Origin of the sequence: Actinomycetospora flava (genome assembly GCF_037400335.1) — a bacterium.
GTDB classification, from domain to species: Bacteria; Actinomycetota; Actinomycetes; order Mycobacteriales; family Pseudonocardiaceae; genus Actinomycetospora; species Actinomycetospora flava.
The window spans coordinates 60,337-84,416 of record NZ_JBBEGM010000017.1 but is presented as its reverse complement, the minus strand read 5'-3'; the positions used below and the strand labels follow the sequence as shown (position 1 = coordinate 84,416).

General features: G+C 69.6%; 25 protein-coding genes and 1 pseudogene. 19 read left to right on the top strand and 7 right to left on the bottom strand.

Annotated elements, in window-relative coordinates; genetic code table 11:
* Positions 1-24: 24 nt before the first annotated feature.
* The 6 genes from WCD58_RS29790 to WCD58_RS33785 all read left to right on the top strand — a co-directional run bounded on the left by WCD58_RS29790 (position 25) and on the right by WCD58_RS33785 (position 5,009).
* Positions 25-231: a hypothetical protein gene (locus WCD58_RS29790; protein ID WP_337706754.1), complete on the top strand. Its 207-nt coding sequence runs from the start codon at positions 25-27 to the stop codon at positions 229-231.
* 603 nt (positions 232-834) lie between these two features.
* A complete protein-coding gene (locus WCD58_RS33790; RefSeq protein ID WP_373696308.1) occupies positions 835-1,146 on the top strand; it encodes a hypothetical protein in 312 nt (103 codons plus the stop codon).
* A gap of 230 nt (positions 1,147-1,376) precedes the next feature.
* Positions 1,377-1,685: a hypothetical protein gene (locus WCD58_RS29785; protein WP_337706753.1), complete on the top strand. Its 309-nt coding sequence runs from the start codon at positions 1,377-1,379 to the stop codon at positions 1,683-1,685.
* Positions 1,686-3,011: 1,326 nt separating this feature from the next.
* Complete coding sequence (locus tag WCD58_RS29780) at positions 3,012-3,266, top strand: response regulator transcription factor (RefSeq protein WP_373696304.1); 255 nt, start codon at positions 3,012-3,014, stop codon at positions 3,264-3,266.
* A gap of 204 nt (positions 3,267-3,470) precedes the next feature.
* The gene (locus WCD58_RS29775; RefSeq protein ID WP_337706752.1) at positions 3,471-4,103 is read left to right on the top strand and encodes a hypothetical protein; all 633 of its coding nucleotides are present in this window, start codon (positions 3,471-3,473) and stop codon (positions 4,101-4,103) included.
* Positions 4,104-4,253: 150 nt separating this feature from the next.
* Complete coding sequence (locus tag WCD58_RS33785; protein ID WP_373696303.1) at positions 4,254-5,009, top strand: class I SAM-dependent methyltransferase; 756 nt, start codon at positions 4,254-4,256, stop codon at positions 5,007-5,009.
* Positions 5,010-5,770: 761 nt separating this feature from the next.
* Here the strand turns inward: WCD58_RS33785 and WCD58_RS29765 are convergent.
* Positions 5,771-6,016, bottom strand: coding sequence for a WhiB family transcriptional regulator (locus WCD58_RS29765; protein WP_337706750.1), 246 nt, complete (start codon positions 6,014-6,016; stop codon positions 5,771-5,773).
* Between the two features lie 906 nt (positions 6,017-6,922).
* Between WCD58_RS29765 and WCD58_RS29760 the strand changes: the two genes are divergently transcribed.
* Positions 6,923-8,200 (top strand): PP2C family protein-serine/threonine phosphatase, encoded by a 1,278-nt coding sequence (locus WCD58_RS29760; RefSeq protein ID WP_337706749.1) that lies wholly within the window; start codon positions 6,923-6,925, stop codon positions 8,198-8,200.
* A 68-nt stretch (positions 8,201-8,268) separates the two neighbouring features.
* Here the strand turns inward: WCD58_RS29760 and WCD58_RS29755 are convergent, their stop codons facing one another.
* Positions 8,269-8,700, bottom strand: coding sequence for an ATP-binding protein (locus tag WCD58_RS29755; protein WP_337706748.1), 432 nt, complete (start codon positions 8,698-8,700; stop codon positions 8,269-8,271).
* A gap of 457 nt (positions 8,701-9,157) precedes the next feature.
* On the opposite strand from WCD58_RS29755, the gene WCD58_RS29750 reads away from it, so the two are divergent.
* The 3 genes from WCD58_RS29750 to WCD58_RS29740 all read left to right on the top strand — a co-directional run bounded on the left by WCD58_RS29750 (position 9,158) and on the right by WCD58_RS29740 (position 12,391).
* A complete protein-coding gene (locus WCD58_RS29750) occupies positions 9,158-9,862 on the top strand; it encodes a GNAT family N-acetyltransferase (protein ID WP_337706747.1) in 705 nt (234 codons plus the stop codon).
* A 746-nt stretch (positions 9,863-10,608) separates the two neighbouring features.
* A complete protein-coding gene (locus WCD58_RS29745; RefSeq protein WP_337706746.1) occupies positions 10,609-11,067 on the top strand; it encodes a CBS domain-containing protein in 459 nt (152 codons plus the stop codon).
* Between the two features lie 37 nt (positions 11,068-11,104).
* The gene (locus WCD58_RS29740) at positions 11,105-12,391 is read left to right on the top strand and encodes an ArsB/NhaD family transporter (RefSeq protein WP_337706745.1); all 1,287 of its coding nucleotides are present in this window, start codon (positions 11,105-11,107) and stop codon (positions 12,389-12,391) included.
* Positions 12,392-12,455: 64 nt separating this feature from the next.
* Here WCD58_RS29740 and WCD58_RS33780 read toward each other — a convergent pair whose 3' ends face one another.
* From WCD58_RS33780 to WCD58_RS29730, 3 genes are read right to left on the bottom strand one after another with little or no spacing between them, the layout of a single operon-like run.
* Positions 12,456-12,812 carry a DUF3040 domain-containing protein gene (locus WCD58_RS33780; RefSeq protein ID WP_373696302.1) on the bottom strand — a complete coding sequence of 119 codons (357 nt, stop codon included), beginning with the start codon at positions 12,810-12,812 and terminating at the stop codon, positions 12,456-12,458.
* A 42-nt stretch (positions 12,813-12,854) separates the two neighbouring features.
* Entirely contained in the window at positions 12,855-13,946 is a 1,092-nt protein-coding gene (locus tag WCD58_RS29735; RefSeq protein ID WP_337706744.1) for an SPFH domain-containing protein, read from the bottom strand.
* Positions 13,947-13,948: 2 nt separating this feature from the next.
* Complete coding sequence (locus tag WCD58_RS29730) at positions 13,949-14,380, bottom strand: NfeD family protein (RefSeq protein ID WP_337706743.1); 432 nt, start codon at positions 14,378-14,380, stop codon at positions 13,949-13,951.
* A gap of 266 nt (positions 14,381-14,646) precedes the next feature.
* Between WCD58_RS29730 and WCD58_RS29725 the strand changes: the two genes are divergently transcribed.
* Together WCD58_RS29725 and WCD58_RS29720 are read left to right on the top strand one after the other, a co-directional pair.
* The gene (locus WCD58_RS29725) at positions 14,647-15,675 is read left to right on the top strand and encodes a HAMP domain-containing sensor histidine kinase (RefSeq protein ID WP_337706742.1); all 1,029 of its coding nucleotides are present in this window, start codon (positions 14,647-14,649) and stop codon (positions 15,673-15,675) included.
* On the top strand, positions 15,672-16,340 hold the full coding sequence (locus tag WCD58_RS29720) for a response regulator (protein WP_337706741.1): 669 nt from the start codon (positions 15,672-15,674) through the stop codon (positions 16,338-16,340). The genes WCD58_RS29725 and WCD58_RS29720 overlap by 4 nt, the downstream gene beginning before the upstream one ends.
* A gap of 692 nt (positions 16,341-17,032) precedes the next feature.
* Here the strand turns inward: WCD58_RS29720 and WCD58_RS29715 are convergent.
* On the bottom strand, positions 17,033-17,461 hold the full coding sequence (locus WCD58_RS29715; RefSeq protein ID WP_337706740.1) for an STAS domain-containing protein: 429 nt from the start codon (positions 17,459-17,461) through the stop codon (positions 17,033-17,035).
* A gap of 598 nt (positions 17,462-18,059) precedes the next feature.
* On the opposite strand from WCD58_RS29715, the gene WCD58_RS29710 reads away from it, so the two are divergent.
* Positions 18,060-18,515 carry an STAS domain-containing protein gene (locus WCD58_RS29710; RefSeq protein ID WP_337706739.1) on the top strand — a complete coding sequence of 152 codons (456 nt, stop codon included), beginning with the start codon at positions 18,060-18,062 and terminating at the stop codon, positions 18,513-18,515.
* 104 nt (positions 18,516-18,619) lie between these two features.
* On the opposite strand, the gene WCD58_RS29705 is transcribed toward WCD58_RS29710, so the two are convergent.
* Positions 18,620-19,366, bottom strand: coding sequence for a GAF and ANTAR domain-containing protein (locus WCD58_RS29705; protein ID WP_337706738.1), 747 nt, complete (start codon positions 19,364-19,366; stop codon positions 18,620-18,622).
* 259 nt (positions 19,367-19,625) lie between these two features.
* Between WCD58_RS29705 and WCD58_RS29700 the strand changes: the two genes are divergently transcribed.
* From WCD58_RS29700 to istB, 6 genes and pseudogenes are all read left to right on the top strand, one after another.
* Positions 19,626-20,084 carry an ATP-binding protein gene (locus tag WCD58_RS29700; protein ID WP_337706737.1) on the top strand — a complete coding sequence of 153 codons (459 nt, stop codon included), beginning with the start codon at positions 19,626-19,628 and terminating at the stop codon, positions 20,082-20,084.
* A 474-nt stretch (positions 20,085-20,558) separates the two neighbouring features.
* A pseudogene (locus tag WCD58_RS29695) lies at positions 20,559-20,762 on the top strand (RNA polymerase sigma factor SigF); the annotation flags it as partial.
* Between the two features lie 70 nt (positions 20,763-20,832).
* Entirely contained in the window at positions 20,833-21,087 is a 255-nt protein-coding gene (locus tag WCD58_RS29690; protein WP_337706736.1) for a sigma-70 domain-containing protein, read from the top strand.
* 68 nt (positions 21,088-21,155) lie between these two features.
* On the top strand, positions 21,156-21,488 hold the full coding sequence (locus WCD58_RS29685; RefSeq protein WP_337706782.1) for a sigma-70 family RNA polymerase sigma factor: 333 nt from the start codon (positions 21,156-21,158) through the stop codon (positions 21,486-21,488).
* A 220-nt stretch (positions 21,489-21,708) separates the two neighbouring features.
* Positions 21,709-23,097, top strand: coding sequence for a Mu transposase domain-containing protein (locus tag WCD58_RS29680; RefSeq protein ID WP_337706735.1), 1,389 nt, complete (start codon positions 21,709-21,711; stop codon positions 23,095-23,097).
* Positions 23,094-23,921 (top strand): IS21-like element helper ATPase IstB, encoded by an 828-nt coding sequence (gene istB, locus WCD58_RS29675; RefSeq protein ID WP_337706734.1) that lies wholly within the window; start codon positions 23,094-23,096, stop codon positions 23,919-23,921. The genes WCD58_RS29680 and istB overlap by 4 nt, the downstream gene beginning before the upstream one ends.
* Positions 23,922-24,080: the final 159 nt, after the last annotated feature.

The window sequence follows — 24,080 nt, the reverse complement described above, 5'->3', positions numbered from 1 at the left end:
GCTCGCGGTGGCCCGGGGCTGGTCGTGACCGACGACAAGCTCGACGGCCTGGCCGCCGCGGTCGATGAGGCCCTCGAGCCGGCCACGTTCGAGGCGCTGCGCGATGTCTGGCCGACCGGTTCCCAGAGCCGGAGCTCGCGGGCTGAACCGGGGCAGCCGGCGCCGCCCAACGCCGAGGAGCTCATCGCGAAGATGCGCGCGAACGGGCTCGAGGACCCCGATACGACGTAAGGTCGTAGATGGACGGCCCGGCCCCATCCCCCCGGGGCCCGGGCCGTCCACCTGTAGTTCGGGTTTCGCGCAGTTCGTGTTCTCAATGTTGGCGAAGTTCGTACGGATGCCCTTGAACCGCTCGCGGCCGAACCAACGAACTCGCCCGGGACGGTGATGGCGGCCTACGTCGAGATAGTCTTGATCGCGCTCGCCAGGAGCGGCCCGTGGTGCCCGTTCGCCCAGGTCGCGAGCACTCGGGTCGTCGGTAGCCGTCGGGCTGGGATCGGCTCCTGATCGACCTCGCGACGGACTCGCTCAAGAGACGGCTCGTGTTCGGGTGCGACATGCAGCCACTGGGCCTGCAGGTTGGGGTGCGTGAAGGTCACGAAGACTTGCGGCATAGATCGAACGTTAGATAGTCGACCACAACTCGGGTCGGAGTTTCTTGGGCCTGCCCCGAGTTGCTCAGCCGCCTTGGGTCATGATGCGGTCGTACGGGGTCGTTGCACGGTCGGCGCGAGCGCGGAGGGGATCGTTGCGAAGAGCGTGCCGGACGGGCTCGTCGACCCGGAAACGAGCTAGTACAGCTGTCTCAGCGCGCGGCGCAGGTGCTGAGCAGGCATCCTGGTCGACAAGCAGGGCATGACTGGCCGCAAGATCGAGTACCACACGGTCCCCTACCGCAGCATCTCGTCCCCCGCTGCCGGATGTCCTGGGCTCAGATTCGACCGCGAGCACGGACGTCAGAGTGCCGGTGATGAAGTGGGCAGCATCGCGGACTGCTTCGAACGTTCGAACTCGACTGACACAGCTTCGGGTTCGCCGAGCTCGTACTGGTTGCGGCTGCGCACCTGGGGCCGCTGGGATCGCGCTCTGCGCCGCAAGGGGTTCGACTCGACGCCGGTCCGCGGGGTGGACGCCCGCCGGGTCTAGTTCACCGCCGAGGGGGTCGACGACGCGTTCGGCGGCTACTTCACCAAGATCGCCTGCGAGGTGACCGCGTCTGACGCGAAGGACTCCCGTGCGGGCCGCTCGCCGTTCGCGATCCTGCGCGACGCCGTCGAGACTACAACGCCGACGACCTCGAGCTGTGGTGGGAATCGGGAGCGTCGCATGGCCGCCGGCAGTTGACCTGGCCGCAGGGAGGCCGGGACCTGCGGGCGATGGCCGGTGTGCGGAGGAATCCGACGAGGGAGATCGCCGCCGAAGACGTCGGCACCGAGGACGGGATCGCGTTCGAGGGCGACGCGTGGAAGCAGATCGTCCGCGGCCGGCACGAGATAGAGCTGCTCGACCCGTGGGAGACCGACGGCGTCACCGCCGTGACCGGGTGGCTCGATGCTCGCGAGCTCGGTTGGACACCCGCTCGGAAGCCACCCGCGCGAGACGGCCTCGGTCATTTCGGGTGGTGCGCGAGGCGAGGGCTGTGCTGGTGCGCGGGGGTCCGTGAGGGCTGGTGGTGGGGCAACTGAAGCTGCACACGCTGAGGGGGTCGCCGGCGAGCACCGTGACGGCGGCCGATTACGTAGAGCGCCGCACCAAGGATCGCGTGCGAGATGCTCAGTGTCACCACAAGTAGCATGTCCGTCACCGTCCGTCCCGGATGGTCGGTGTGCGTTCAACCTTAGGGTCGGTAGTACGGGTACATCTATTACGCAGTGTCGGAAATTGGGGCTGAGCGGGTGTCAGTGCCCGACCGTGCGGGCCGCGTCAGCACCACCACTTGCGAGCGCAGTACCCGCCGGTCAGCGCGCCATCGGGGAGATTGCGGTCGCGGTCGTCGTTGTCGACGTCCACCTCGGTGTCGCCGGTGGGTCCAGGGGTCGACGAGCAGTTCCGCCCGCTGAACTGGTCCTGCTCGCCAGCTCGGCCATGACGGCGTCGGATGCGTCGTTTCGGCCCTGGTAGATGCCGGTGCGGTAAGCGCCGACCATGGACTTGTCGAGGTCCTGCGGGGCCAGGGAGGACGTCGAGCGGTAGCTGAGAGACACGTAGCGAAGCTCCCGGCCGTAGCGGTCCTTGTCGACTCCGGGCCCGCGGGTCAAGGCGACGATCCGTGCCGGGTTTACCAACGAGCTCTCTGCTGCAGCGGTGGCGTCCCGTCCGCCGGCTGTATCGGCTCTACAGCTGTCGATGCCGAGCACTCGGATGCGCCGCGGTCCCACCTCGAGGTGTCGCCGTCGACGACCCGCGTCGCGGTGACCTGCTCCGCGCCGGGAGGCAGCGTTGGGGTCGCGGCAGCGGATCGGCCGCCGCCTCTTGCGCCCACACCTCTCCCAGGGTGGCCGGCCGCGCGGGAGCAGGCGGTGTGGCGGGGACGGCCATCTTGCCTGCGATGACCAGGACGACGAGGACGACGAGGACGACGAGGACGCCGACCGTCTCCAGAAGATGTTGCGCAGCGAGCGGCCGAGGGGCTGCTTGGGCGGCGCTTGCCGGGGTTGGTGGCGCGATCCGTGGTTCGTCATCGTTGGCCCCGTTACTTCTTGATCAAGCCTCACTCGGGCTTGATCAAGAAGGTAACGGGGCCGGGCCGGGGCAGGCGGCGTCACCGCGGGGCATTGGGGGCGTCAAGCGGCGCCGTCGAGTTGCCGGAGCAGGGTGGACCAAGCGAGGTGTTGGCGTGTCTACGCAGCACAACAGCTTCGACTGTTCTCTGTCACTCCGCGTGGTCGCCGGAGAGCGCGAAACCCTCCGGGTGAACTTCACCTGTATGGGAGATTCAGTTCGTTAATTACACGTACCTTCCCGAGCATGCTGATCCTGTTCGCCTCACCGGTGGATGCCAGATCTTCCGTATGAGCGCCGAGTCACCCGGAGAACCGATGGCGGGACCCGTCCTGCCGCCATCGGGTCCGCCGTGGCTGTCGCACCGGGAGCTACAGGTGCTCGCCCTGGTGGCCGAGGGCCGGTCGAACCGCCAGATCGGCACCGCCCTCGGTCTGTCGCCGCTGACGATCAAGGCTCACTTGTACCGGATTGGGAAAAAGCTCGACAGCGGCGACCGTGCGCACATGGTGGCGTTGGCGATGCGGGCCGGGGTCATTGTTTGAGCGCATGGCCCCGTGCCGCGGCCCTCGTAGACCCGGGGCCCCGACGTCGCCAGCCGCTCGAACCGTGCGCTCCACTCCGTCGGCTCCACACTGCAGCGCTTCGTCGGCTATTTCCGGATCGAGCAACCGAGCCGCGAGCAGACTGTGACCATCTTCACTCTAACGGACTACGCGGGCATCCTAGGTGGGGCTGAGCATCACTCTATGTCATTCCTCAAGACGCTGTCCGGGTTCGCGCCCTGGATCGTGTTCACCCTGACGGCGAGCCGGCTCGGACCGGGCGCGGTCGGGGTGGCGTGTCTGCTGGCGCTGGCCGTCGCCGTGGGCCTGATCGCCCGCGAGATGATCAAGGGCGAGTCGCCCAAGCTGCTCGAGGTCAGTGCAGCGGTCGTCTTCCTGGCCCTGGGGATCGTGGCGTTCGCGGTGCCCGGCGTGGACGCCTTCCTCGCCGGCTACGGCCGCGCGCTCGCCGCGGCGGCCCTGGCCGCGATCATCTTCGCGACCCTGCCGGTGATGCCGTTCACCGAGCAGTACGCCCGCGAGAGCGTGCCCCGCGAGTTCTGGCACACCGAGCGCTTCCGGTCGATCAACCGCCGAATCAGCGCGGTGTGGGGCGCGGTGATCGTTGGGATGGCGGTGAGCCACACCGTCGCGGGGACGTTCGACGCACCCGGGGCCGGTGCCGGGTTCCGCCCGACCGACCTCGTGTTCAACTGGGTCGTCCCGGGGCTCCTGATCTGGGCCGCCATCGCCTTCACCCACAAGACGCAGGCCGCCGCGAAGGCCGACCACGACGCGCGCGCGCACGGCGCCCCCGAGGCCACGTCGCCCCGATGAGTCCTGGTTGCTCGGAGACCACTCGAGGTCGAGGCGAGCGTGGGACTCCTTGCACGGCCGCCAGGCAGGAGGAGGGCTGAGTGCAGCGAGCGACGTACACGATCGCCGGCGGGGACTGACTCCGATCGGCTCGCCCGGCAGGCGACGGTCATGGCCTCCTCCACCCTGCGTTTCCTCCAGCGAGCAGGGCTACGCAGGGGCGCCTCCTGCCTCGATGTCGGATGCGGCGAAGGACAGACCACCATCGAGATGGCCCGCGCTGTCGGGGCCACGGGCCGGGTCACCGGTGTCGACCTCGACAACGGCGCCCTGGACATCGCGCGCCGAGCAGCGGACGCCGCCGGCGTTCCGACGTCCTTCCTCCACGCCGACGCCGGACGCGACGGCCTCCCCGACACCGGCGCCGACCTGGGGTTCGCCCGGCTGGTGCTCAGCCACTTGGTGGACCCGATGGGCGTGGTTCGGGCGATGGCCGCGGCGGTGCGTCCCGGCGGGATCGCCGCGGTCGAGGACATCTTCACCCCGACCCTGCGCTCCGAGCCGCCCGTGCCGGCGTTGGACGACCTGATCGACCTCTACTGCGCGACGGTCCGCTTCCACGGCGGCGACCCGACCATCGGACCCCGCCCTCGTGGCCCACCTCACCGCCGCCGGACTGACAGACGTCCACGAGCAGACCGTCGAGAACCTCATGGCCACCGTGGCCCAATAGATGTTCCTCGCCGAACTGCTCGACAACATGCACGACGCCATCGCCACCGCGGGCACCGCAACCCCCGACCGGCTGCGCACCAACCGAGCCGCGGTCGTCGCCGGTGCCCAGCGCCCCGACACCGTGTCTTCCAGGCCCGCATGCACCAGGTCTGCGCCCCTCTCGATCCGGTACACGGTCGTCGAGCTCGATGACGTACTCGCGTCCGACGTCCTGGCCCACCTATGTCGAGATCGCCGGGAGACACGCAGTCGTCGCGACGTGGCCTGGTCGAGAGGAATCGCGGCGTCGCATGCCCATCCTTTGACCAAGCGTCCGGCATGGTCCCGCTTCATCAGGCCCCGAGGCGGCGACGTCCCCGATGTCAGCGAGCCGGTCGCGGACCGAGGAACGCCCCGCGGCCCCCTCCACGGTCGGGATCACGGTGTCAGCAAGCTAGCCTGTTGTGACCCGATCCCTCGAGGGGCACGGACGCAGCGTTCGATGACGCAGCGTGCGGGCCGGCCGGCGAGATTCCGCTGCGGCCGACCGTTCAATCACCGAGGGTCGACGATCGGACGCTGCTCGTTGATCCGACTCGTTGACATCGTCGGCATGGCGTCTTCTCGACGTTTCTCCACCACGCTGACGGGCCACTTCTTGTGCAGAAGTTGATGCGAGAACGCGGAGCTGGGGAGCGCCGTGGCACTCGCCGAGCCCGGGTAGGCCGTTCGGGGCGGCCGCCCGGGCTTCTTCTCGTTCCGGTCCTGCGACTCGTGATGAGCGCCAGTCGATGGGTCCCGCACGATGTGCAGGTCGGCGGGGCCGCGCCCGGCCGGCGCATCGAGTGTCTCGGTGAGACGAGCCCGCCCACGCTCGGCGGCGCTGGGGCGGGCCCGACGGGAGTGGTTCCGCGCGCGGGGCGAGGCGGACAGCGGTGGGCCCTCCGGGGTGCTCGCCCAGCGGCCTGCCGACGTCACGACTGCGCGGCCCGCTCGGCGCGGCGCCCGAGGTCGCGACGCTCATCCTCGCTGGTGCCGCCCCATACTCCGTCGACCTCGCCGTTGGCCAGCGCCCACTCCAAGCAGTCGGCGCTGACCGGGCACTGCCCGCACACCGACTTCGCCGCGGCGAGCCGCACCCGGGCAGGACGGTGATGACCGACCGGGAAGAACAACTCCGGGTCCTCGTCACGGCATTTCGCTCTCGACCGCCAGCTCATCTCCGCACCGTTCCCTTCACCGCCCGCCAAGGAGGGGCGTCGCCCACCGATCGGACCGGCACCCTGTGCTGAGGGCGCCGGTCACACCTGACGTTCCACGACCCCATCCGTCGTCGGCTCCGCCCGGCGCGCGACGGGCGTCGGAACGATCACCGATCCGGACCCGGCGCCGAACCTTCCGGAAACGCGGCACGCGTGGGTCGGGTCGCCACGCACGGCGGCCACCGGTGCCTGCCGGCTCATCGGCGACTCCGGGGCACCTCGCGACCGCGGCGTGGGTCTGGGCCACGCGTCACTGCACCGATGACCGGCTCGCCGCATCGCTGTCACCGAGGGCGACTGAACCAGTCACGATGAGCAACGAGTGGAGAGGTGCCCCCGACACGGTCCTCTGGCACCAGCACCGCGAACGAGTGACTCCGGCCCCGGGCTTGCTCAAGGCTGAGCTCGCGGCAGGGCCGACCCCGAAGGTCGTCCGGGGGGATGGACGACCTGCGGGGCCGGCAGTTCCATGCTGACAGCTTTGGGGGGTTCGGCGAGCGAGGCCGCCCGGTAGGCGACCGCCCGGGGGCTGACAGCACCGCCGGGGGCTGAGCCGATCATCGAAGCCCGAGCGACGCGGCGGACGGCTGTTCCCGCCGAAGTCCGTAGCAGCCTGCCCTACCGGGTTCGGGAGGGGCGGCATGACAGAGGGCGCGAGATCGCGGAGGTGGCGAGCCCGACGAGGACGTTGCCGGCGTCTGGCGGCGGCCTCCTCGACTCTAGGCTCGACCGGTGAACAGCAGCGGGGGCCAGCCCTGCGACTCCCGATCCGAGCCGCCGCGCCCTGAGCGTGCCACCCACGCGGCCGCTGCTGGCCTGCCACCGGGCCCGACCGGCGAGGTCTCGCTCGACAGCACCCGTGAGGTGACCGATGTGCTGTTCGCGCGGGTGGTCGCTGAGCTGGTGCACCGCTCGCATCTGGTCGCCGGTGAGGACCTGTCCTCGATGCTCGATGAGGTCTTGCGCCCCCTCGGACTCCGCGCCGAGATTCTGCTGGTCGACCTCGGACAGCAGACCCTCACCTCGGCGGCACCGAGACCAGCTACGGAGCAGGTCGGGCTGGTGGCGGTCGAAGGCACCCTGGCCGGGCGGGCGTTCCAGCACGGTGAGACCGTGGCCGGGCTCGGCGACGGTCGGATGCTGTGGGTGCCCATCCTCGACGGCACCGAACGTGTCGGTGTTCTGCGCCTGGCCCTCGATCCCGACGTGCGCGTCGACGCCGTGCTGCGCGTTCGCGCCGAAACCGTGGCCGGGCTGGTGGGCCACATCGTGATGAGCAAGCTGGTCTACTCCGACCACCTCCGGCGACTGCGGGCCCACACCGGGCTCGCGGTGGCCTCCGAGCTGCTCTGGCACCTGGTTCCCCCGCGGACGGTCGCCACCGCCGACGTGGCCCTCGCCGCGCTACTCGAACCCCACGATCGAGTGGCCGGCGACGCCTACGACTACGCCGTGGACCACGACAACGTCTACCTCGGGGTGTTCGATGGCGTAGGCCACGACCTGCATGCCGGCGTGACGACCTCGCTGGCAGTCAACATCATCCGCAACGCCCGCCGCCAGGGCGTGAGCGACCTGACCGTGCTGGCCGACACAGCCGACGACCACCTCATCCGCCACGGAGGACCAAGCCGGTTCGTCACCGCCGCGCTGGTCCGCCTCGACACCACCACCGGCGTGGTGGACTACCTCGTGGCCGGGCACCCGCCGCCGTTGCTGTTGCGCAACGGCCGCATGATCCGCCCCCTCGACGCGCCCCTGCGCCCGCCTCTCGGGGTCGTGCCCTCCGCAGTCCCCTCCCCCGCCCTGCGCTCGCCGGCAGCCCACGAACAGCTCGAGCCCGGCGACCGGCTGCTGATCTACACCGACGGCATCGTCGAGGCCCGCGACGACCGCGGAGAGTTCTTCGGCGAACAGCGCCAGATCGACCTCGTCGAACGCACCGAACAGTCCCGCCTCTCTGCTCCTGAGGCGCTGCGCCGACTCGCCGCCGCCATTCTCGCCCACCAGAACGGGCGACTCCAGGACGTCGCCACCCTGCTCATGCTCGACTGGACCCCCACCAGCACCCCAGGCGTCCCGCCCGGCCACCGGCTCCGCTCCGCGACAGACCAAGCGGCAGACCGAGACCTCGGGTGCTAGGTGTACTGACCGGACAGCTAGGGCGGCTCCGGCCGCTGACGGCCTCGGTCGAGCGTTCGGTCAAGCGGTCAGTCGCGACGGTGGCGAGGAGCAGGTACGCGGTGGTGTACAAGGGTCACCGAGGTCCCACCGGCACCCGGCTGGACCCTGCTGATGTCGACCAGCCGGTTCATCAGGTCGATCCCCCGCCCGCGGTGACCCGCATCGGCCGCCGCCGGCGGCTGCCAGCAACCGTCGTCGGTGACCACGATGGTGATGCGGTCCCCGTCGTCGACAGCCCGCAGCCACATGGTCCCGACCGCGGCGCTCTCGACGAAGGCGTGATCGGCGGCGTTCTCCAGAGCTTCACTGGCGGCCAGGGTCAGATCGTCCACGACGTCGGGATCGTCGCCGAGCGCTTCACCGAGCCATCGATGCAGTGCATGGCGCAGACGGCCCACGTTCGACGAGGTCGCCTCCGTGCAGGTGGCCAACGGACGGGTTGCGGTCACAGCAGGCACCGATCCTTCCCTCCCGTAGCTCGGCGGTGGCGACTGAGAAGGTGCCCCAAGCTCTACGCCGGCACACCCCTCCGCTCGCGGTCGAAGCTCCGGGTGAACCCGGGTTCCGAAAGCCCCGGCGTCGGCCGGGGACCACCCGGGCGCGCTCGCGACGCGGGCGAACAGTCGTACGGTGCGTCGCCGGTACCGCTCGTGCAGCGCTCGCCATCCCGGATACTCGTTACCCGAGTGAGGTTCCCCGCTAGCTCGGAGACCGGCGATCATGGCCGTGGGCTGTGAGGGGAGTCTCCGATGGCTGCACCGAAGAAGTACTCCGACGAGTTGCGCGAGCGGGCGGTGCGCCTGTAGCGCATGCCCCGACGACGCCCCAGGTCGGCCTATTACTCGCATGGTGGACGGGCAACCGAGCTGAGTGCGGCGGTTGGCATGCCGGCAAGATTCCGGTTTCCTCGGGGGCATGTCCTCCGAAGGTCTCGAGGCGCCGACGGTGCACCATGGCGTCCGGCTCCGCTCCGGTGACAAGGTGCTCGTGCGCACGCTGCGCCCCGAGGACCAGCACGAGCTGGGCGCCATGTTCGAGGAGCTGAGCAACACCTCCCGCTACCAGCGCTTCCTGGGCGGCAAGCCCACCGTGTCGGACAGGGCACTGCGGCGACTGGCCGACGTCGACCACCGCGATCACGAGGCGCTCGTCGCGGTAGTCGGCGACGGCGGCAAGGTGGTCGGCGAAGCCCGATGGATTCGGGACGAGGACGACCGTACCGTCGCCGAGATGGCCATCACCGTGGCCGATGACTGGCAGCAGCGAGGCTTGGGCACCGCGCTGGCCCACGACCTGGCGCGTCGTGCTGCTGAGGAGGGCGTCGAGCGGTTCACCGCCGAGGTGCTCACCGACAACAATGGCGTGCGCCGTCTCGTCGAGCACGTCGGGGAGGTCGACTCCGCGGAGCAGGGCGGTGGTGTCTCCATCCTGGAGGTCAACACCACCGGGCATGACAACCAGGCGCTCGACGGCGGCGGCGTAGGCCGGGTTCTGCGCTCGGCGGCCTCCGGCGACTTCTTGGTCGTCCCGGGCCCACTGCGCTGGTGGCTGCGGCTCTCCAGCGAGATCACCAAGACCTTGATGGTGCCGGTCGAGGTGCTGCTGCGCCGACGGCGGTAGGGCCGCAGGCCTGGCTCGCGGCAAAGACCGGCAAGAGGAGCTCACTCACCCCCTGTGTCGCTCGCCTCTCGAGCCCTCGCCGCCGACACCCGCGGCAGCGACCTCGAGTACCTGTCCCGAAATGCGCCCGCGGACGTCCGTCGCGGGCCGGGACGCGGCCGCGGTTGGCGGACCGTTTGTCGAGGTAATGGATTCCCGGCTGCACAACGAACCGCGGCTGCGGACCTCGGTGATCCCCGAGCGGGTGGTCACAGACTGCGGGTTCGCCGGGCACGGCCAGCGGATGGGGTAGACGTCGGCGGCGCCCGAATGCGCCTCGAGCTCGTCGCCGGCGCGGACGAGCGGGCGCCGACGCTACGTACGCCCCGGACGTGAGCATCTCGTCCTGAGCCGTTAGGTGGCGAGATTGTTGAGAAACAAATTCCCCGCGCATGGATCTTGGCGCTTGTCTACGACCCGGGCCGGGAATGATCGCGGCGGCCGGTTCCCGCCATGAGCGCTCTCCGACGGGCAGCTCGCACCTGTTCCGCCACTGCTCCTACATGTCTCTCCTAGCCAGATCTCAGTGGTGGACCCGATAGAGCGTCGTTCGGCAGGCATGCAGTGTCGAAGGCTTGCGCTCTGCTTCGACGATCTGCCATGCCCGGGGGTGACCATGGGGGGTGTTGCTTGTCGTTGGTGGGCATTCCGCTGGCGGGTCGCCCGACTTCCGGTGAGCCACGCGGGGTGTGGGAAGGAGCGCGCTCGTGAGAGCCAGCGAGATCCTCGAGGCGGTGCCGACGGTGACCGGCGCCGACCGCGTCTCGACCGCGGTGCGACTGATGGCCGGTGCCCGGTTACCGGGTCTGATCGTGGTCGACGGACAAGGGAGACCGAGCGCCGTCTTGCCGGGTACTCAGGTCTTGCGGCTGACGGTTCCGCGGGCGCATCAGGAGGACCCGGCGCTGGCGCGGACCATCGACGAGGTGCATGCGGACCTGTTCTGGCAGGAGCTCGGCGAACGGACCGTGAGCGAGTGCTTGCCCGAGCGCCGAGACCGGATGGCGACGGTCGGTCTCGACGCGACGTTGCTCGAGGCGGCGGCGCTCATGGCGCGACTGCGCAGCCCGTTGCTTGCTGTGGTCGACGGCCGGGGGCGCCTCATGGGCGGCGTCACCCTCGAAGGCTTGCTCGCCGCGCTGGCGCGCGCCGATCCTTCTGGCTGAGCTGTGCCGCGCCGGTCACCAGTGTCGGGGCGCAGAGATGAGCGCGCTGCTCGCGCTGGGCATCTTCTCGGTGGCGTTCTTCTTCATCGCCACCGAGAAGGTGGACAAGGTCAAGACGGTTCTGGTCGCGGCCGCAGTGATGACCGCGCTCGGGCTGGCTCCGGGCGCGCAGGTGTTCTTCTCCGAGCGGGACGGGATCGACTGGAACGTCATCTTCCTGCTGTTCGGCATGATGGTGATCGTCGGTGTCATCAAGCAGACCGGCGTGTTCGACTATCTGGCGATCTGGGCGGCGAAGCGCGCCCAGGGCAGGCCCTACCGGCTCATGGTGATGCTGATGGCGATCACTGCCGTCGCCTCGCCGTTCCTGGACAACGTCACGATCATCATGTTGGTCGTCCCCGTCACTGTCGTGGTGTGCGATCGGCTGCGGGTGCCTGCCCAGCCCTACATCATCGCCGAGGTCCTCGCATCGAACATCGGCGGCGCGGCCACACTGATCGGCGACCCTCCGAACATCATCATCGGCAGCCGCGCCGGGCTCACGTTCAACGACTTCCTCGTCCACATGGCGCCGATCTCCGCCGCCACCTTCATAGCGTTCGTCCTGTTCGCCCGGTTCCTGTTCCGTAAGGAGTTCGTCTTCAATCCGGATCGAGCTGCCGAAGTGATGACACTCAACGAACAGCGAGCCATCACGGATCGGGGGCTACTGGCGCGCTGCCTGTGCGTTCTCGTGCTGGTCATCGCTGGCTTCGCACTGCACTCCGTGCTGCACCTGGAGCCGTCGATCGTGGCCCTGCTCGGTGCTGGCCTGATGTTGTTCGTCGCTCGCGCCGACCTCAAAGAATCAATGGACGAGGTCGAGTGGCCGACTCTGGTCTTCTTCATGGGACTGTTCGTGATGGTAGCCGGTCTGGGTAACACCGGAGTGATCGACACGATCGGCGCGTGGTCGATCCGGGTGGTGGGGGACAACTATCTGGCTGCTGCGAGTGCGCTGATCTTCGGCTCGGCGGTACTCGGCGCGTTCTTCGACAATATCCCCTATGCGGCGACCATGGCGCCGATCGTGGAGGAACTGGTCGCCGACGTCCCCGACCCGGAAACAGGACAGGCCCTGTGGTGGGCCTTCGCGCTCGGAGCCGACTTCGGCGGGAACGGGACCGCGGTCGCTGCCAGCGCGAACGTCGTCGCGATCGGGGTGGCCGCACGGACCGGACACCGGATTACCTTCTGGCAGTTCACGAAGTACGGCATCGTCGTGACCGTCCTGAGTACCACCATGGCTTGGATCTACATCGCGCTGCGCTACTTCGCCTGAAGGCCTGGGGCACATAGCCATACGGTGCCGGGCCAAACCATCGACCAGAAGAGACCCTCGAGGATCATGGTGGCGGCCTGTTCTCGCTCGGAGGGGGCACGGGTCTCTCGCCGGCGCGAACGGCCCACATCCCGACAGCGACCGGCACCAGCATGACCAGCAGCACGACGAGGCCGGCCCGCCACTCTGTGGGGAGCGCCACCAAGGCGATGATCAGCACGACGCTCGCCTGGACGGTGCGGTTGAGGACCTGCGGCGACACACCCCGAAACAGCTGCGGGCCCCCCCAGCTCATGCGGGCGCTCAGACCCGGGTCGTCGGCATCCAGGGAGGCTTCGAGGTGGGCGAGGACATCCCTCTCCCGGTCAGACAGGGGTCGCCCGCCTCGCGACCCAGGGTCGGGGGGTGGGGTGTAGGGCATGCCGGCCTCCCGTTCTCGCGCGGGGCAGCCCGGGCTGCGGCGCTACGTCGAGGGCAGCCGGTCTGCGATGAATTCACTGGGGTCGATGGTCTCGGCCGCGGCGTCGCTCCCCCTTCCCGCGGCCCTTCCCGCGGCGGTGTCGGTGGCCACCTGTGCCGCGAGAACGGCGTCCGCCACCGCTTCGGTGGCGGCTTCGGTGGCACGGGCTGCCAGATCCTCGGTGGACTCACCGTCACGGGCTCGGCCGGCCACCGGGGGAAGGGAGTCGGTGAAGGCGCGCGAGACATGGTGGAGCGCTGAGGTGACCTCGCCGGGGATCACCCAGAACGTGTTGCCCTCACCACCGGCCAGCTGCGGGAGTACCTGCAGGTACTGGTAAGCGAGCAACTTGGGATCCGGGTCGTTGCGGTGAACGGCCTGAAACACCTCGTCGATCTCACGCGCCCGCCCCTCGGCCTTGAGGATCAGTGCAGTGCGCTCGCCCTCGGCCCGCAAGATGGCCCCCTGCTTGTCGCCCTCGGCCGTCAGGACCTGGGCTTGCCGGCTGCCCTCAGCGGAGAGGATCGCGGCGCGCTTGTCCCGCTCGGCGCGCATCTGCTTCTCCATCGCGTCCTTGATGCTCGTGGGAGGGTCGATGGCCTTGATCTCCACGCGGTTCACCCGCAGGCCCCACTTGCCGGTCGCCTCGTCGAGGACGTGGCGCAACTGGCTGTTGATGTTGTCGCGGGAGGTGAGTGTGCGCTCCAGATCCATCGAGCCGACGACGTTGCGCAGCGTGGTGACGGTGAGCTGCTCGACCGCCTGGAGGTAGCTGGCGATCTCGTAGGCGGCCGAACGCGGATCGGTGACCTGGAAGTAGAGCACCGTGTCGATCTCGACGACCAGGTTGTCCTCGGTGATCACCGGCTGTGGCGCGAAGGACACCACTTGCTCGCGAAGGTCGAGTGCGGGATAGACGCGGTCGACGAACGGGATGACGAAGTTCAGGCCGGGTCGCAGGGTGCGGTGATAGCGACCGAGGCGCTCGACGTTGCGTGCCCGGGCCTGCGGCACGATCCGCACCGCACGCACGACCGAGACGACCACCACGAAGGCGACCGCCAGCGCGGCGACGAGGGCGGGCGAGAACTCCACGATCACTCCGATCGATAGACGATGGCGGTGACGCCGTCGATGCGAACGACGTCGACGGTCGCTCCCGCGGGGATGGGGACGCTCTCGTCGACGGCGCGAGCCGTCCACGTCTCGCCGCTGATCCGTACCGTTCCGCCGTGACCGGTCACCTCGTCGATGACGAGGGCCGGACGGCCGAGCAGCGCGTCGACCCCGAACCGTTCGGTTTGCGCGCCGAGCAGGTGTCGGGCAGCGACGGGCCTCAGGAGCACCAGGCCGAGAACGGCAGCCATCGCGAATACCAGCAGCTGCGCGACCAGCGGTAGTCCGATGGCCGCCGCTCCGGCCGCAACCAACGCCGACCCGCCGAGCAGCCCGGCCGCGGCAGTCAGCGTCAAGGCTTCGGCAACACCGAGCGCCGCCGAGACAATCAGCCATACAACCCACGCGGCCATGTGTCGGCCCTCTCTCGCCTGCTCACGTTCGACCTGCAGCCCGAGCCAGCAGGTCCTGGCAGCGGCGCCGCGCGCGCAGTCGCACCACTCGGACTTCAGATCACGGCTCGATGGCACCTTCCACCGCCTTGAGCGCGGCAACTATCGGGTCCAGCACCCATTTCTCGGCCTCCGCGATCTGCAGGCCCGGCCTCGACACGGCTCCCGTGAAAAGTTGGGGCCCAGGCTCCATGGACAGCCCAGTGCGCTCAAACAACGCTGTGGTCATGCCCGCCGCGATCGTCGGCTCCGCCTCGCCGTCCGCCCGCCGTGATCACCTCTCTGGCAGGAGAACGCCGGCTGGGGCGCTGTTCCGGCGTCTGTTGCTGATGAACGCGCTGGTGTTCGCGGCTGGCGTGGTCGTGCTCGCTCTGTCACCGGCCACCGTCTCGACACCGGTCGCCATCACTGAAGCCAGTGTCCTCACCGTGGGGGCGGGCCTCATGCTCGGCGTGAACGCGTTGATGCTCCGCGTCACCTTGCGACCTCTGGACGGGCTCACCGCACTGATGGAGCGCGTGGACCTCCTGCGCCCAGGAGAACGCCTCGAGGTCAGCCCCAACGGCGACGTCGGTCATCTCCTCCATACGTTCAACGAGATGCTCGATCGCCTCGAGGCCGAGCGCGGTGAGAGCAGTGCGCAAGCACTCGCCGCCCAGGAGGGCGAGCGCCAACGGATCGCGCAAGAACTCCACGACGAGATCGGCCAGAGCCTCACCGCAGTACTGCTGGGCCTGAAGCGCACGGTGGACCGCGCCCCGGGCGACCTGCGCGACGAGCTCCGGACTGTGCAGGAGCTGATTCGCGCCAGCCTGGACGAGGTCCGGCACGTAGCCCGACGCCTCCGCCCAGGAGTTCTCGACGACTTGGGCCTGGTCAGCGCCATGAACGCCCTGGCCACCGACTTCACCGAGGCCACCGGCCTCTCGGTGACCCGACGGCTGGACCAGGGGTTGCCGGCCTTGACCAGGGAGGCCGAACTGGTGCTCTACCGGGTCGCCCAGGAGGGACTGACCAACATCGCGCGGCACGCCAACGCCGGGCGCGTGGAGCTCTCGCTGAACAACCAAGGGGGTGGGGTCGTGCTGCGGATCGCCGACGACGGACAGGGGCTGCGCGGGACTCTGGAGGGAGCCGGCATACGCGGAATGCGCGAGCGCGCCATCCTCGTCAACGCCACGCTCACCGTCGGCTCGGCCGCGACCGAGGGCACGGAGATCCGGCTGTTCTTGCCGACCGGTACGGACGCACGATGACGGCTCACCGGCCACCGGACAGGACGCGCATCCTGCTGGCCGACGACCATGCCCTGGTCCGGCGCGGCCTGCGCCTCATCCTCGACGGGGAGCCGGACCTCGTCGTGGTGGCCGAGGCCGGAGATGGCGCCGAGGCCGTCGAGCGGTGCATGGCCGGTGACGTCGACCTGGCGATCTTCGACATCGCGATGCCTCGGATGACGGGGTTGCAGGCGGCCCGGGAGATGTCGCGTCGATCACTTGCGGTGCGCATTCTGATGCTGTCGATGTACGACAACGAGCAGTACTTCTTCGAGGCGCTCAGAGCCGGAGCGTCGGGATATGTCCTCAAGTCGGTCGCCGACCGCGACCTCGTCGCGGCGTGCCGCGCCGCGATGTGCGACGAGCCATTCCTCTACGCGGGCGCCATCACCGCCCTCATCCGGGACTACCTCCAACGCCACCAGGACGACGGAGCCGTGGCAGGCGCCATCCTCACCGCCCGCGAAGAAGAGATCGTCAAGCTCGTCGCCGAAGGCCACTCCTCCCGCAACATCGCCGAGACCTTGTTCATCAGCATCAAGACCGTCGATCGACACCGGGCCAACATCCTGCAGAAACTCGGCATGCGCGACCGGCTCGAACTCACCAGATTCGCCATCCGAGCCGGGCTCGTCGAGCCGTGACACCCACCGAGGCGTCCCCATCGCGCGGTCGTCGAGCCCCGGCGCTCCGCGCTATACGGGCGGGGTTGCTGGCGCCTGATGGGCAACGTCCACCGCGACCGGTCCATGGCTCGCGCCGAGCCCGAGGACCAAATTTTTCGGGTGCGCCCGGCCAACATGCTTCGTGCCGCAGCGAGGGACATCGCGGCGCAGGCCCGCACGTTGGCGATCCCCGTGGCTACGACCATGCGTGCGCGGGCGTCGAGCACCAGCACCGCCTGCGCCCAGAGCCTCCCGGCCGAGGGCTTCGATGAGCCACACCGCGGGCCACCCCTGGCTGTCCAGGCCGGCGATGCTCGACCGCACCTGGTCTCGACGGCTGCCCCCCGAACTGTGCCGTCCACAGCCCGAGTAGCCCCACAGCTGCCGCGAGCTCCCGGCCGTCCTCGGCCATCGCCCCTCCTCGCCGAGGATGTGCCACCCCCCGGCGGCCGCAGAACGAGAATGGCGTCGACAGACCGAGGCGTTCGTCCACGTCGAGCTCGACACGCTGCGGTCAGCACCTGCAGCATCGCGTCGTGCGTCAGCGTGAAGGCGAGGTGCGCGCCGCGGTCGAGCCCTGTCTCGCCTCCGCCCGTACGGCGGGTACAAGGAAGACGCCAACTTCTTGACCGACCGATCATGCCGTCGTGCCCTCGCCCGCCGGTGGGACCTCAGATCAGGTTGGCCGCGTTGAGCCACCGACGAGCGAGGGGGGCGCCCAGGTGAACCAGATGTAGCGCTATCCCCTCCCTGACCGCGCGGTCCCGGATCGTCGACAGCACCTTGACCCCGATGACGCCACACGTGAGGACACCAGACAAATTCACCACAGCGACGGTCGGCCGCCGATCAAGCTCGGCGTGGAGGCGCCGGCGCAGCTCGACCGCATCTTCGTCCGCCACGACGCCGGTGATGGTGACGATCACGCCGTGCGCGGCAGCGACCGGTCGCACCCTGATGTGTGCTCGTGCGCCCAGCGATCGCAAGTCATCGTGTTCGCTCGCACCAACCTCGAGATCTGAATGCGAGACCTCGACCATCGGCTCGATCGCCGATCGCGGGCCCGGCGCCACACGCATCTCATGGTCGTCAATCGTCATCAAACTTGTCCCCCCATTTCATCAGTGACCCACCGCAGCCAGTCACGTGGCGCGTGCCCTGCTGCAGCGTTGGTGGACCCACAGCGGTCGTACCCGCTCGCGTGCCAACGTCACGTCCGGCACCGAATTGGCGCCGTAAGCCACGGAGAGTTGGTCCGGGTGCCGCACCGGGTCCCGTGCTGGTCCTCCCGTGCTGGTCGAGCAGCAAGAGGTCCGCGCCGCCGACCGACCACACAGCTGCCCGGCCGCAGGGCGCAGTTCTATCGAGCCGACGCACCCCCGCTCGCGGTCGCCGGCTTGCGGGGCGCCGGCTCGCGAGTCGCGCGCCGCGCCAGCCACACCGGGCTCATCACCCTGCGCCGCCGACCGACTATCCACAATCCGAGATCGTGCGTACGGTTCGCGACAGCGGCCTCGACCATGTGGACGCGCTCCGCAGCGAGGTGCCGGACCAACCGCGCACCGCGCGGCCGTTTCGGCAGGTGGGTCCAGCCGCGTGGCTCGCCCCGCTGCCCGGGGCCACCCCGACGCGAGCATGTCCCCCACGCCCGCTCGCGGGTGGCTCCGGGTCCACCCGCGGGGAACCGTCGAGGAGGACGTGATCGACAGGGCGCTGCGAGACCTCGAGGGGACTTCTCCGGGTCCGGGGCCTGTCGGCGGGGAGCGTGGCTTCCGGGCGGAACTCATCCAGGCTGCCGACGACAACGTTCTTGTCTTGCGCGGCGTCGGCGACCTGGACCTCGCAACACGGGACGAGGTCCGCAAGACCGCCGAGCACGCGCTACGCAGCGCCTGCGACGCGAGTCCTGCGACGTTCGTGGCGCCCTCGGTGCTCGTCGCCGACCTGAGCCGCGCGACCTACCTCGAAGCGTCGGTGGTCTCCGCCCTCCTCGACCAGGCCCAGCGCGCGCCGACACTGCGCGCCGCCCGGCTCGTGATCGACCCCACGGGGGTGGCAGCCCGGGTGGTTGCGCTTCTGCGCCTCGGGGAGGTCTTCGAGATCCTCGATGACCTCGATGAGGCGCTCACTGGAGGCCCTCGAGGGAGTACCTAACTCACCAGTGGTCCTGCCCGCCGAGCGCAATCGCCGATCCACCATGCTGCCGACCACGGTCATGGGCACGACCGCTAGTCGACGTGCTCAGGCCGCGGCCGCGTCTACTGCCTCCTGTCAGTCCTGGGTCCAGCTTCAAGCCGACGGGCGCGCGCTTCCTCGACGAGCCAGTGGGCGACGTCGACGAGTTTCATGTTGGTGTCCTGCGAGGAGCTGATCAGCATCTGGAATGCCTCGTCGTCGTCGACGGTGAACCGCTCCATGAGGATGCCCTTGGCCTGCCCGATCGTGTCGCGGCTCTCGAGCGCCTTGCCGAGGTCGGCGGCGTGGTCGGCGCCGTGCAGCAGCGTCGCCGCCTGGATACCGAACAGGCCACCGGTGAGCTCGGCGGAGGCGTCGAACACGTCGACCTCGTGGCTGTAGAGGTTCAGCGCCGAGCGCCGCTTGCCGTGCAGGGACAGCTGTACCGACATCAACGATCGGTATCCGGCCTGCACGCACCGTGGGGCGAACACCGGCCAGCGGTCCGCGTCGGCGCCGGCCAGGTCGTTGGCGACGACGACCCCGGCCACGGGCGGGTCGTCGGCGGCGGTGATGCACGGGCCCTGCCCGAGCTCGGACTGAAGCTGGTCGAGCTCGTAGATGCGCCCATCGGTGGCGTGGGTAGAGCGGACTGTGCCCTGCTCGGTGCGCGAGATACCGCCCCCGGCCACGCCGGGAATGGTGGCCACCGCGGCATGCATCAGCTTGGTAACCGTCGTCTCGAGGTCACGGATGCTGCGGTTCTCCGTGAGCTGCTCGGCCGCGCTACGCAGAGACTTGACCAGCTGCTCGCCATCCGGGTCATACATGCTGTCGTCCTCCCTCAGCACGTGGAAGGAACCGACCGAGCCGTCTTAGGCTCGCGGCCAGCGGACGGGCCGCCTGGTCGACCCGCTACCGACCGTACAAGCTATGCGTGGAGTGTCTACCTCACGACGGAACGCGGACCAGGCGAGCCAATAGGCCTCGGCCTCCAACGCACGGCTACATGGTGAGCCGGTCTCGCAGGACGGCCTCGGTCGACGGGTCGATCTCGACCAATTCGCGCCTCGTCCGCGTGAGCTGGCGGTGCAGCAGTATCTCCGCGCTGCGGTCCTTCGCGGCTCGGGCGCGTCGACAACGGCGTGCGCCCGCTCGAGCGCTTCCGCCACTCCGCGCGGCTTCAGTCCACAAAGCAACAGAGCCTCCCCTGAGGTTGCAAGATGCCTCGACGCTGACCTCGCCGAGTCGCTGGTACTCATCGTTGATGAGGCGGTCACCAACGCCGTCGAGCACGCCTGCCCCGACACCGAGTGCCACGTCACCGAGTGCCACGTCACCGTCGTCGCCGGGCTCGCACGTGCGCGAGGCGGGATCGCCGTGCTCGTGCCCGATACCGACTTGTGGCAGGACGTCCGCGATCCCGGCTATGGCGGGCACGGGACCGCGCTCATGAGCGAGCTCTCCGATCGCAGCAGTATCGAGACCACAGAACGCGGCAACGCTGTGCGACTGTGCTGGGCCACCCCACCGTCCACCGCCCCATGAGGCCGCCACCACAAGGACGAGCGCGCCATCAGCCCGCAGTCAGGGCGTCACGGAGGAAGTCGATCGAAAGCTTGCGAGCCACGTTGGCGGACGCGAGGATCGCGGGTGACCTCGCCACGGCAACACCCGAGCGCCGACGTGGGCGCCGAGGAGCCGCCCGGCGCCTTCAAGCCCGACCACGTCGTCATCGGGACCGCGCCACGCTCGGCGTCGGCCTTGGGCGGGTTACGGGGTCGGCGACGGGGTCGAGCAGCAGCTGGCCCTGGCCACTGGGTGCTCTCCTACGGCGCCGAGCACGGCCTCGAGGCTGCCGGTGGCCCCGGTTCTTGAACCGTTGACGAGCAGGGTTGGATGGGCTGTGGTCCTGGTTGAGGTCACAGCCCGGGCGGTTCCCGCATAACACACGAGCGCGCCTGAGAGTCCTCAGACCTTGAGTCTGGACGGTTCCCGCGGCGCGAGCCTGGGAGACCGCGGGTGGCTGAACGCAGCCAGGAGTACGCCCATCTCGACTCGTTGCTGGACCAGTACGGGGCCCTACCCCCCGACGACGAACGCCGACAGGAACTACGCGGCGAACTGGCCGTCGCTTTCCTTCCGGTGGCCGAGAACATCGCGCGGCGCTACGCCGGGCGCGGGGAGCCCCTCGACGACCTCGAACAGGTCGCGACCATCGGGCTCTTGCACGCCCTGGACCGCTACCAGCCCACCCAAGGCCGAGACTTCGTGGCCTACGCCGTCCCCCACGATCATGGGCGAGGTCCGGCGCCACTTTCGGGACTCGGCATGGTCGGTGAAGACTCCACGCTCGATCAAGGACCGCTTCCTCGCCGTCAACGCCGCCACCACGGCCCTGGCCCAGGACCTCGGCCGCGCCCCCACCGCGAGCGAACTCGCCACCCACCTCGAACTCTCCCGCGAACAGGTCCTCGAAGCGATCGCCGCCCGCAGCTCATTCCAGTCCGGATCACTCGACAAGGCACTCGCCGACACGACACCGCCCTGATCGACATCCTCGGGACGATCGACGCCGACCTCGAACACGTCGAGATCCGCGCCCTGATCCGGGAGTTGGTGTCAGCGCTGCCCCACCGGGAACGCCACCTGCTCGTACTGCGGTTCGTGCAGGAGAAGACCCAGAGCGAGATCGGCGCCGAGCTCTTCATCTCCCAAATGCACGTATCGCGCCTGCTCACCCGGACACTCGCCCAGCTACGTCGCGAAATCGAACACCACGCCAACCCCCATGGGCCACCGAACGGGGCAGGGCGCACCCCATCCAGCCGCGACTCAATCGCCGAACCGCACGATTGCACGTTGATCACCCACGGACACATCACCACACCGTCGCGCAAGTCGGCGGTGCGCCGGGGCCCCGAAAGCCGCGGGGACCACGAGGAACCCTGACGGTCCTGGGGGTTATCGGCTGACCTTCTCGGTCTGACTCAACGACGCATCCGAGGGTGACGGCGCTAACCGAAGTTCCCCACTCCTGCTACATCAACTTCCCCAGGTAGTTCGGTGGTCTCGGCGTGGTGTCGGGATCGGGCGAGGGTCTGCCGCTGGGCTGCCGGTGACTGATCACCGGCGCACTGGTGGGAGGCCCGGGTGCTGTCCTGGGAGGCTGATGTGGAAGCGCACGCCTTGCGCGAGCAAGGGCTGGACGATCTCGGCGATCGCCCGGCATTTGGGCCATGACCGCAAGACCGTCCGCGCCTATCTCGAGGGCCGAAGGGTGCCCGAGCAGCGGGTCCGGCAGGAGCCGACGCTGACTGAGCCCTTCGTCGAGTACTGCCGGCTGCGGCTGGCCGAGGATCCACACTCGTGGGCCTCGACGCTGCACGACGAGCTGGTCGGGTTGGGGTTCAGCGGGTCGTACCCGTTGCTGACCCGTGCGTTGCGGACCCATCGGTTGCGCCCGCACTGCGAGCCCTGCTCGGCCTCGAAGGGCCGGGACACCACGCTGATCACCCACCCGCCCGGCGAGGAGACCCAGTGGGACTGGGTCGAGCTGCCGAACCCGCCGAGGAGTTGGGGGCTCGGACGAGAGGCGCATCTGCTGGTCGGTTCGCTGGCGCACTCCGGGCAGTGGCGCGCGGTACTGGCCGAGTCCGAGGACTTCGCGCACCTGGTGGAGGCCCTCGACCGGGTCACGCGCAAGCTCGGCGGGCTGACGCGTTGCTGGCGCTTCGACCGCATGGCCACGGTCTACTCACGCACCAGTGGGGGCGTGTCGGCGACGTTCGCCCAGGTCGCCAAGCACTACGGCGTCGCGGTTGATCTCTGCCCGGCTCGGCACGGCAACCGCAAGGGCGTGGTGGAGAAGGCCAACCACTCTGCCGCGCAGCGCTGGTGGCGCACCCTGGCCGACGAGGCGACGGTCGCCGACGCCCAACGAGGCTTGGACGCCCTCTGCATCCGTCTCGACGGCCGGGCCCGTCGCCGGAACGGCCAGAAGAGCACCGTCGGCGAGCTCGCCGCCGGTGAGGGGCTGCGGGCGGCCCCAGCGCTGGCCTATCCCGCCGAGCTGGCGGTCGCGCGCACCGTGTCGGCGCAGGCGTTGGTGGCGTTCCGCGGCAACCGCTATTCGGTGCCGCCGGGGATGCCCGGCGCGCAGGTCGTGGTCCGTCATCGCCTCGGCGCCGGCCAGATCAGGATCGCTACCGCGTCCGGTGCGACCGTCGCGGTCCACGAGCGGGCGCCCAACGGCTGCGGGGCCGTGGTCCGGGACGAGGGCCACGTCCGCGCCCTGGAGGCCAAGGTGCTGCAGGCGTTCACCGACTCTCCGCGGTGTCGAACCAAGACTCGACGGCCCGCTGGCCAGGCCGCGCGGGACGAGGCCGCGCGGCTGCGCGGTGCACCCGCGACGACGACGGGCTCGGGGACGAACTCGGCGGCGAGCTCAGCCGAGCGCGTGGTCGTCGATCTGTCGACCTACGCGGCGCTGGTCCCCGCAGCGGCCCGGGCGACCGGGCCCCAGCGCGCCTCCACCGGGGTCGGAGGTGAGGACCGGTGACCACCAGCGAAGCTCGCCGCTACCAGAACCTGCGCGCGCACCTGGGTTACCTCAAGCTCAACGACGCCGCCGAGCACCTGAACATCGTTCTGGACGCCGCGCGCACCGAGCGGCTCTCGCTGACCGCAGCCCTCGAGCGGCTCCTCGAGATCGAGGTCGAGGCCACCGAAGCCCGCCGGCTGGCCTCCCGGCTGCGGTTCGCCTGCTTGCCCGCGCCCTGGACGATCTCGGACTTCGACTTCGCCGCCCAACCCGGCGTCGACGAGAAACTCGTCGGCGACCTCGCCACCCTGCGCTTCCTCGACGACGCTGCCAACGTGCTGTTCGTCGGCCCGCCCGGGGTCGGCAAGACCATGCTCGCCGTCGCGCTGGCCCGCGGGGCGGCCGAGGCCGGCGCACGGGTCTACTTCACCACCGCCGCCGACCTCGCCGCGAAGTGCCACAAGGCCGCCCTGGAAGGCCGGTGGAACACCTGCATGCGCTTCTTCGCCGGACCGCGGCTACTGGTGATCGACGAGCTTGGCTACCTGCCGCTGCCCGGCGACGGCGCCTCGGCGCTGTTCCAGGTCATCAACCAGCGCTACCTCAAGTCGAGCACGATCCTGACCACCAACGTCGGCATTGCCGACTGGGCCGGCGCGTTCGGCGACGCCACCGTCGCCGCGGCCATGCTCGACCGGCTGCTGCACCGCGCCACCGTCGTCGGCATCGACGGACCCTCCTACCGGCTACGCGCCCACCAACACACCGCCGACACCCTGCGCGCCGCCGCCGGCTACCGCGCAGGCTCCGTCACCGGGCAGGGAGACAGCCATGCCAGCTGAGAGCACCTGGCGGGCCGAGCGCAGCTGCCCGATCTGCTGGACCACCTTCAGCCCTGCCGGTCCGCGACACCGCTACTGCTCGGACCGCTGCCGCAAGACCGGCCACATCCGCCGTCACGCCGAGCCAGGCCATCACGACGCTCACCAGCAGCGCCCGAC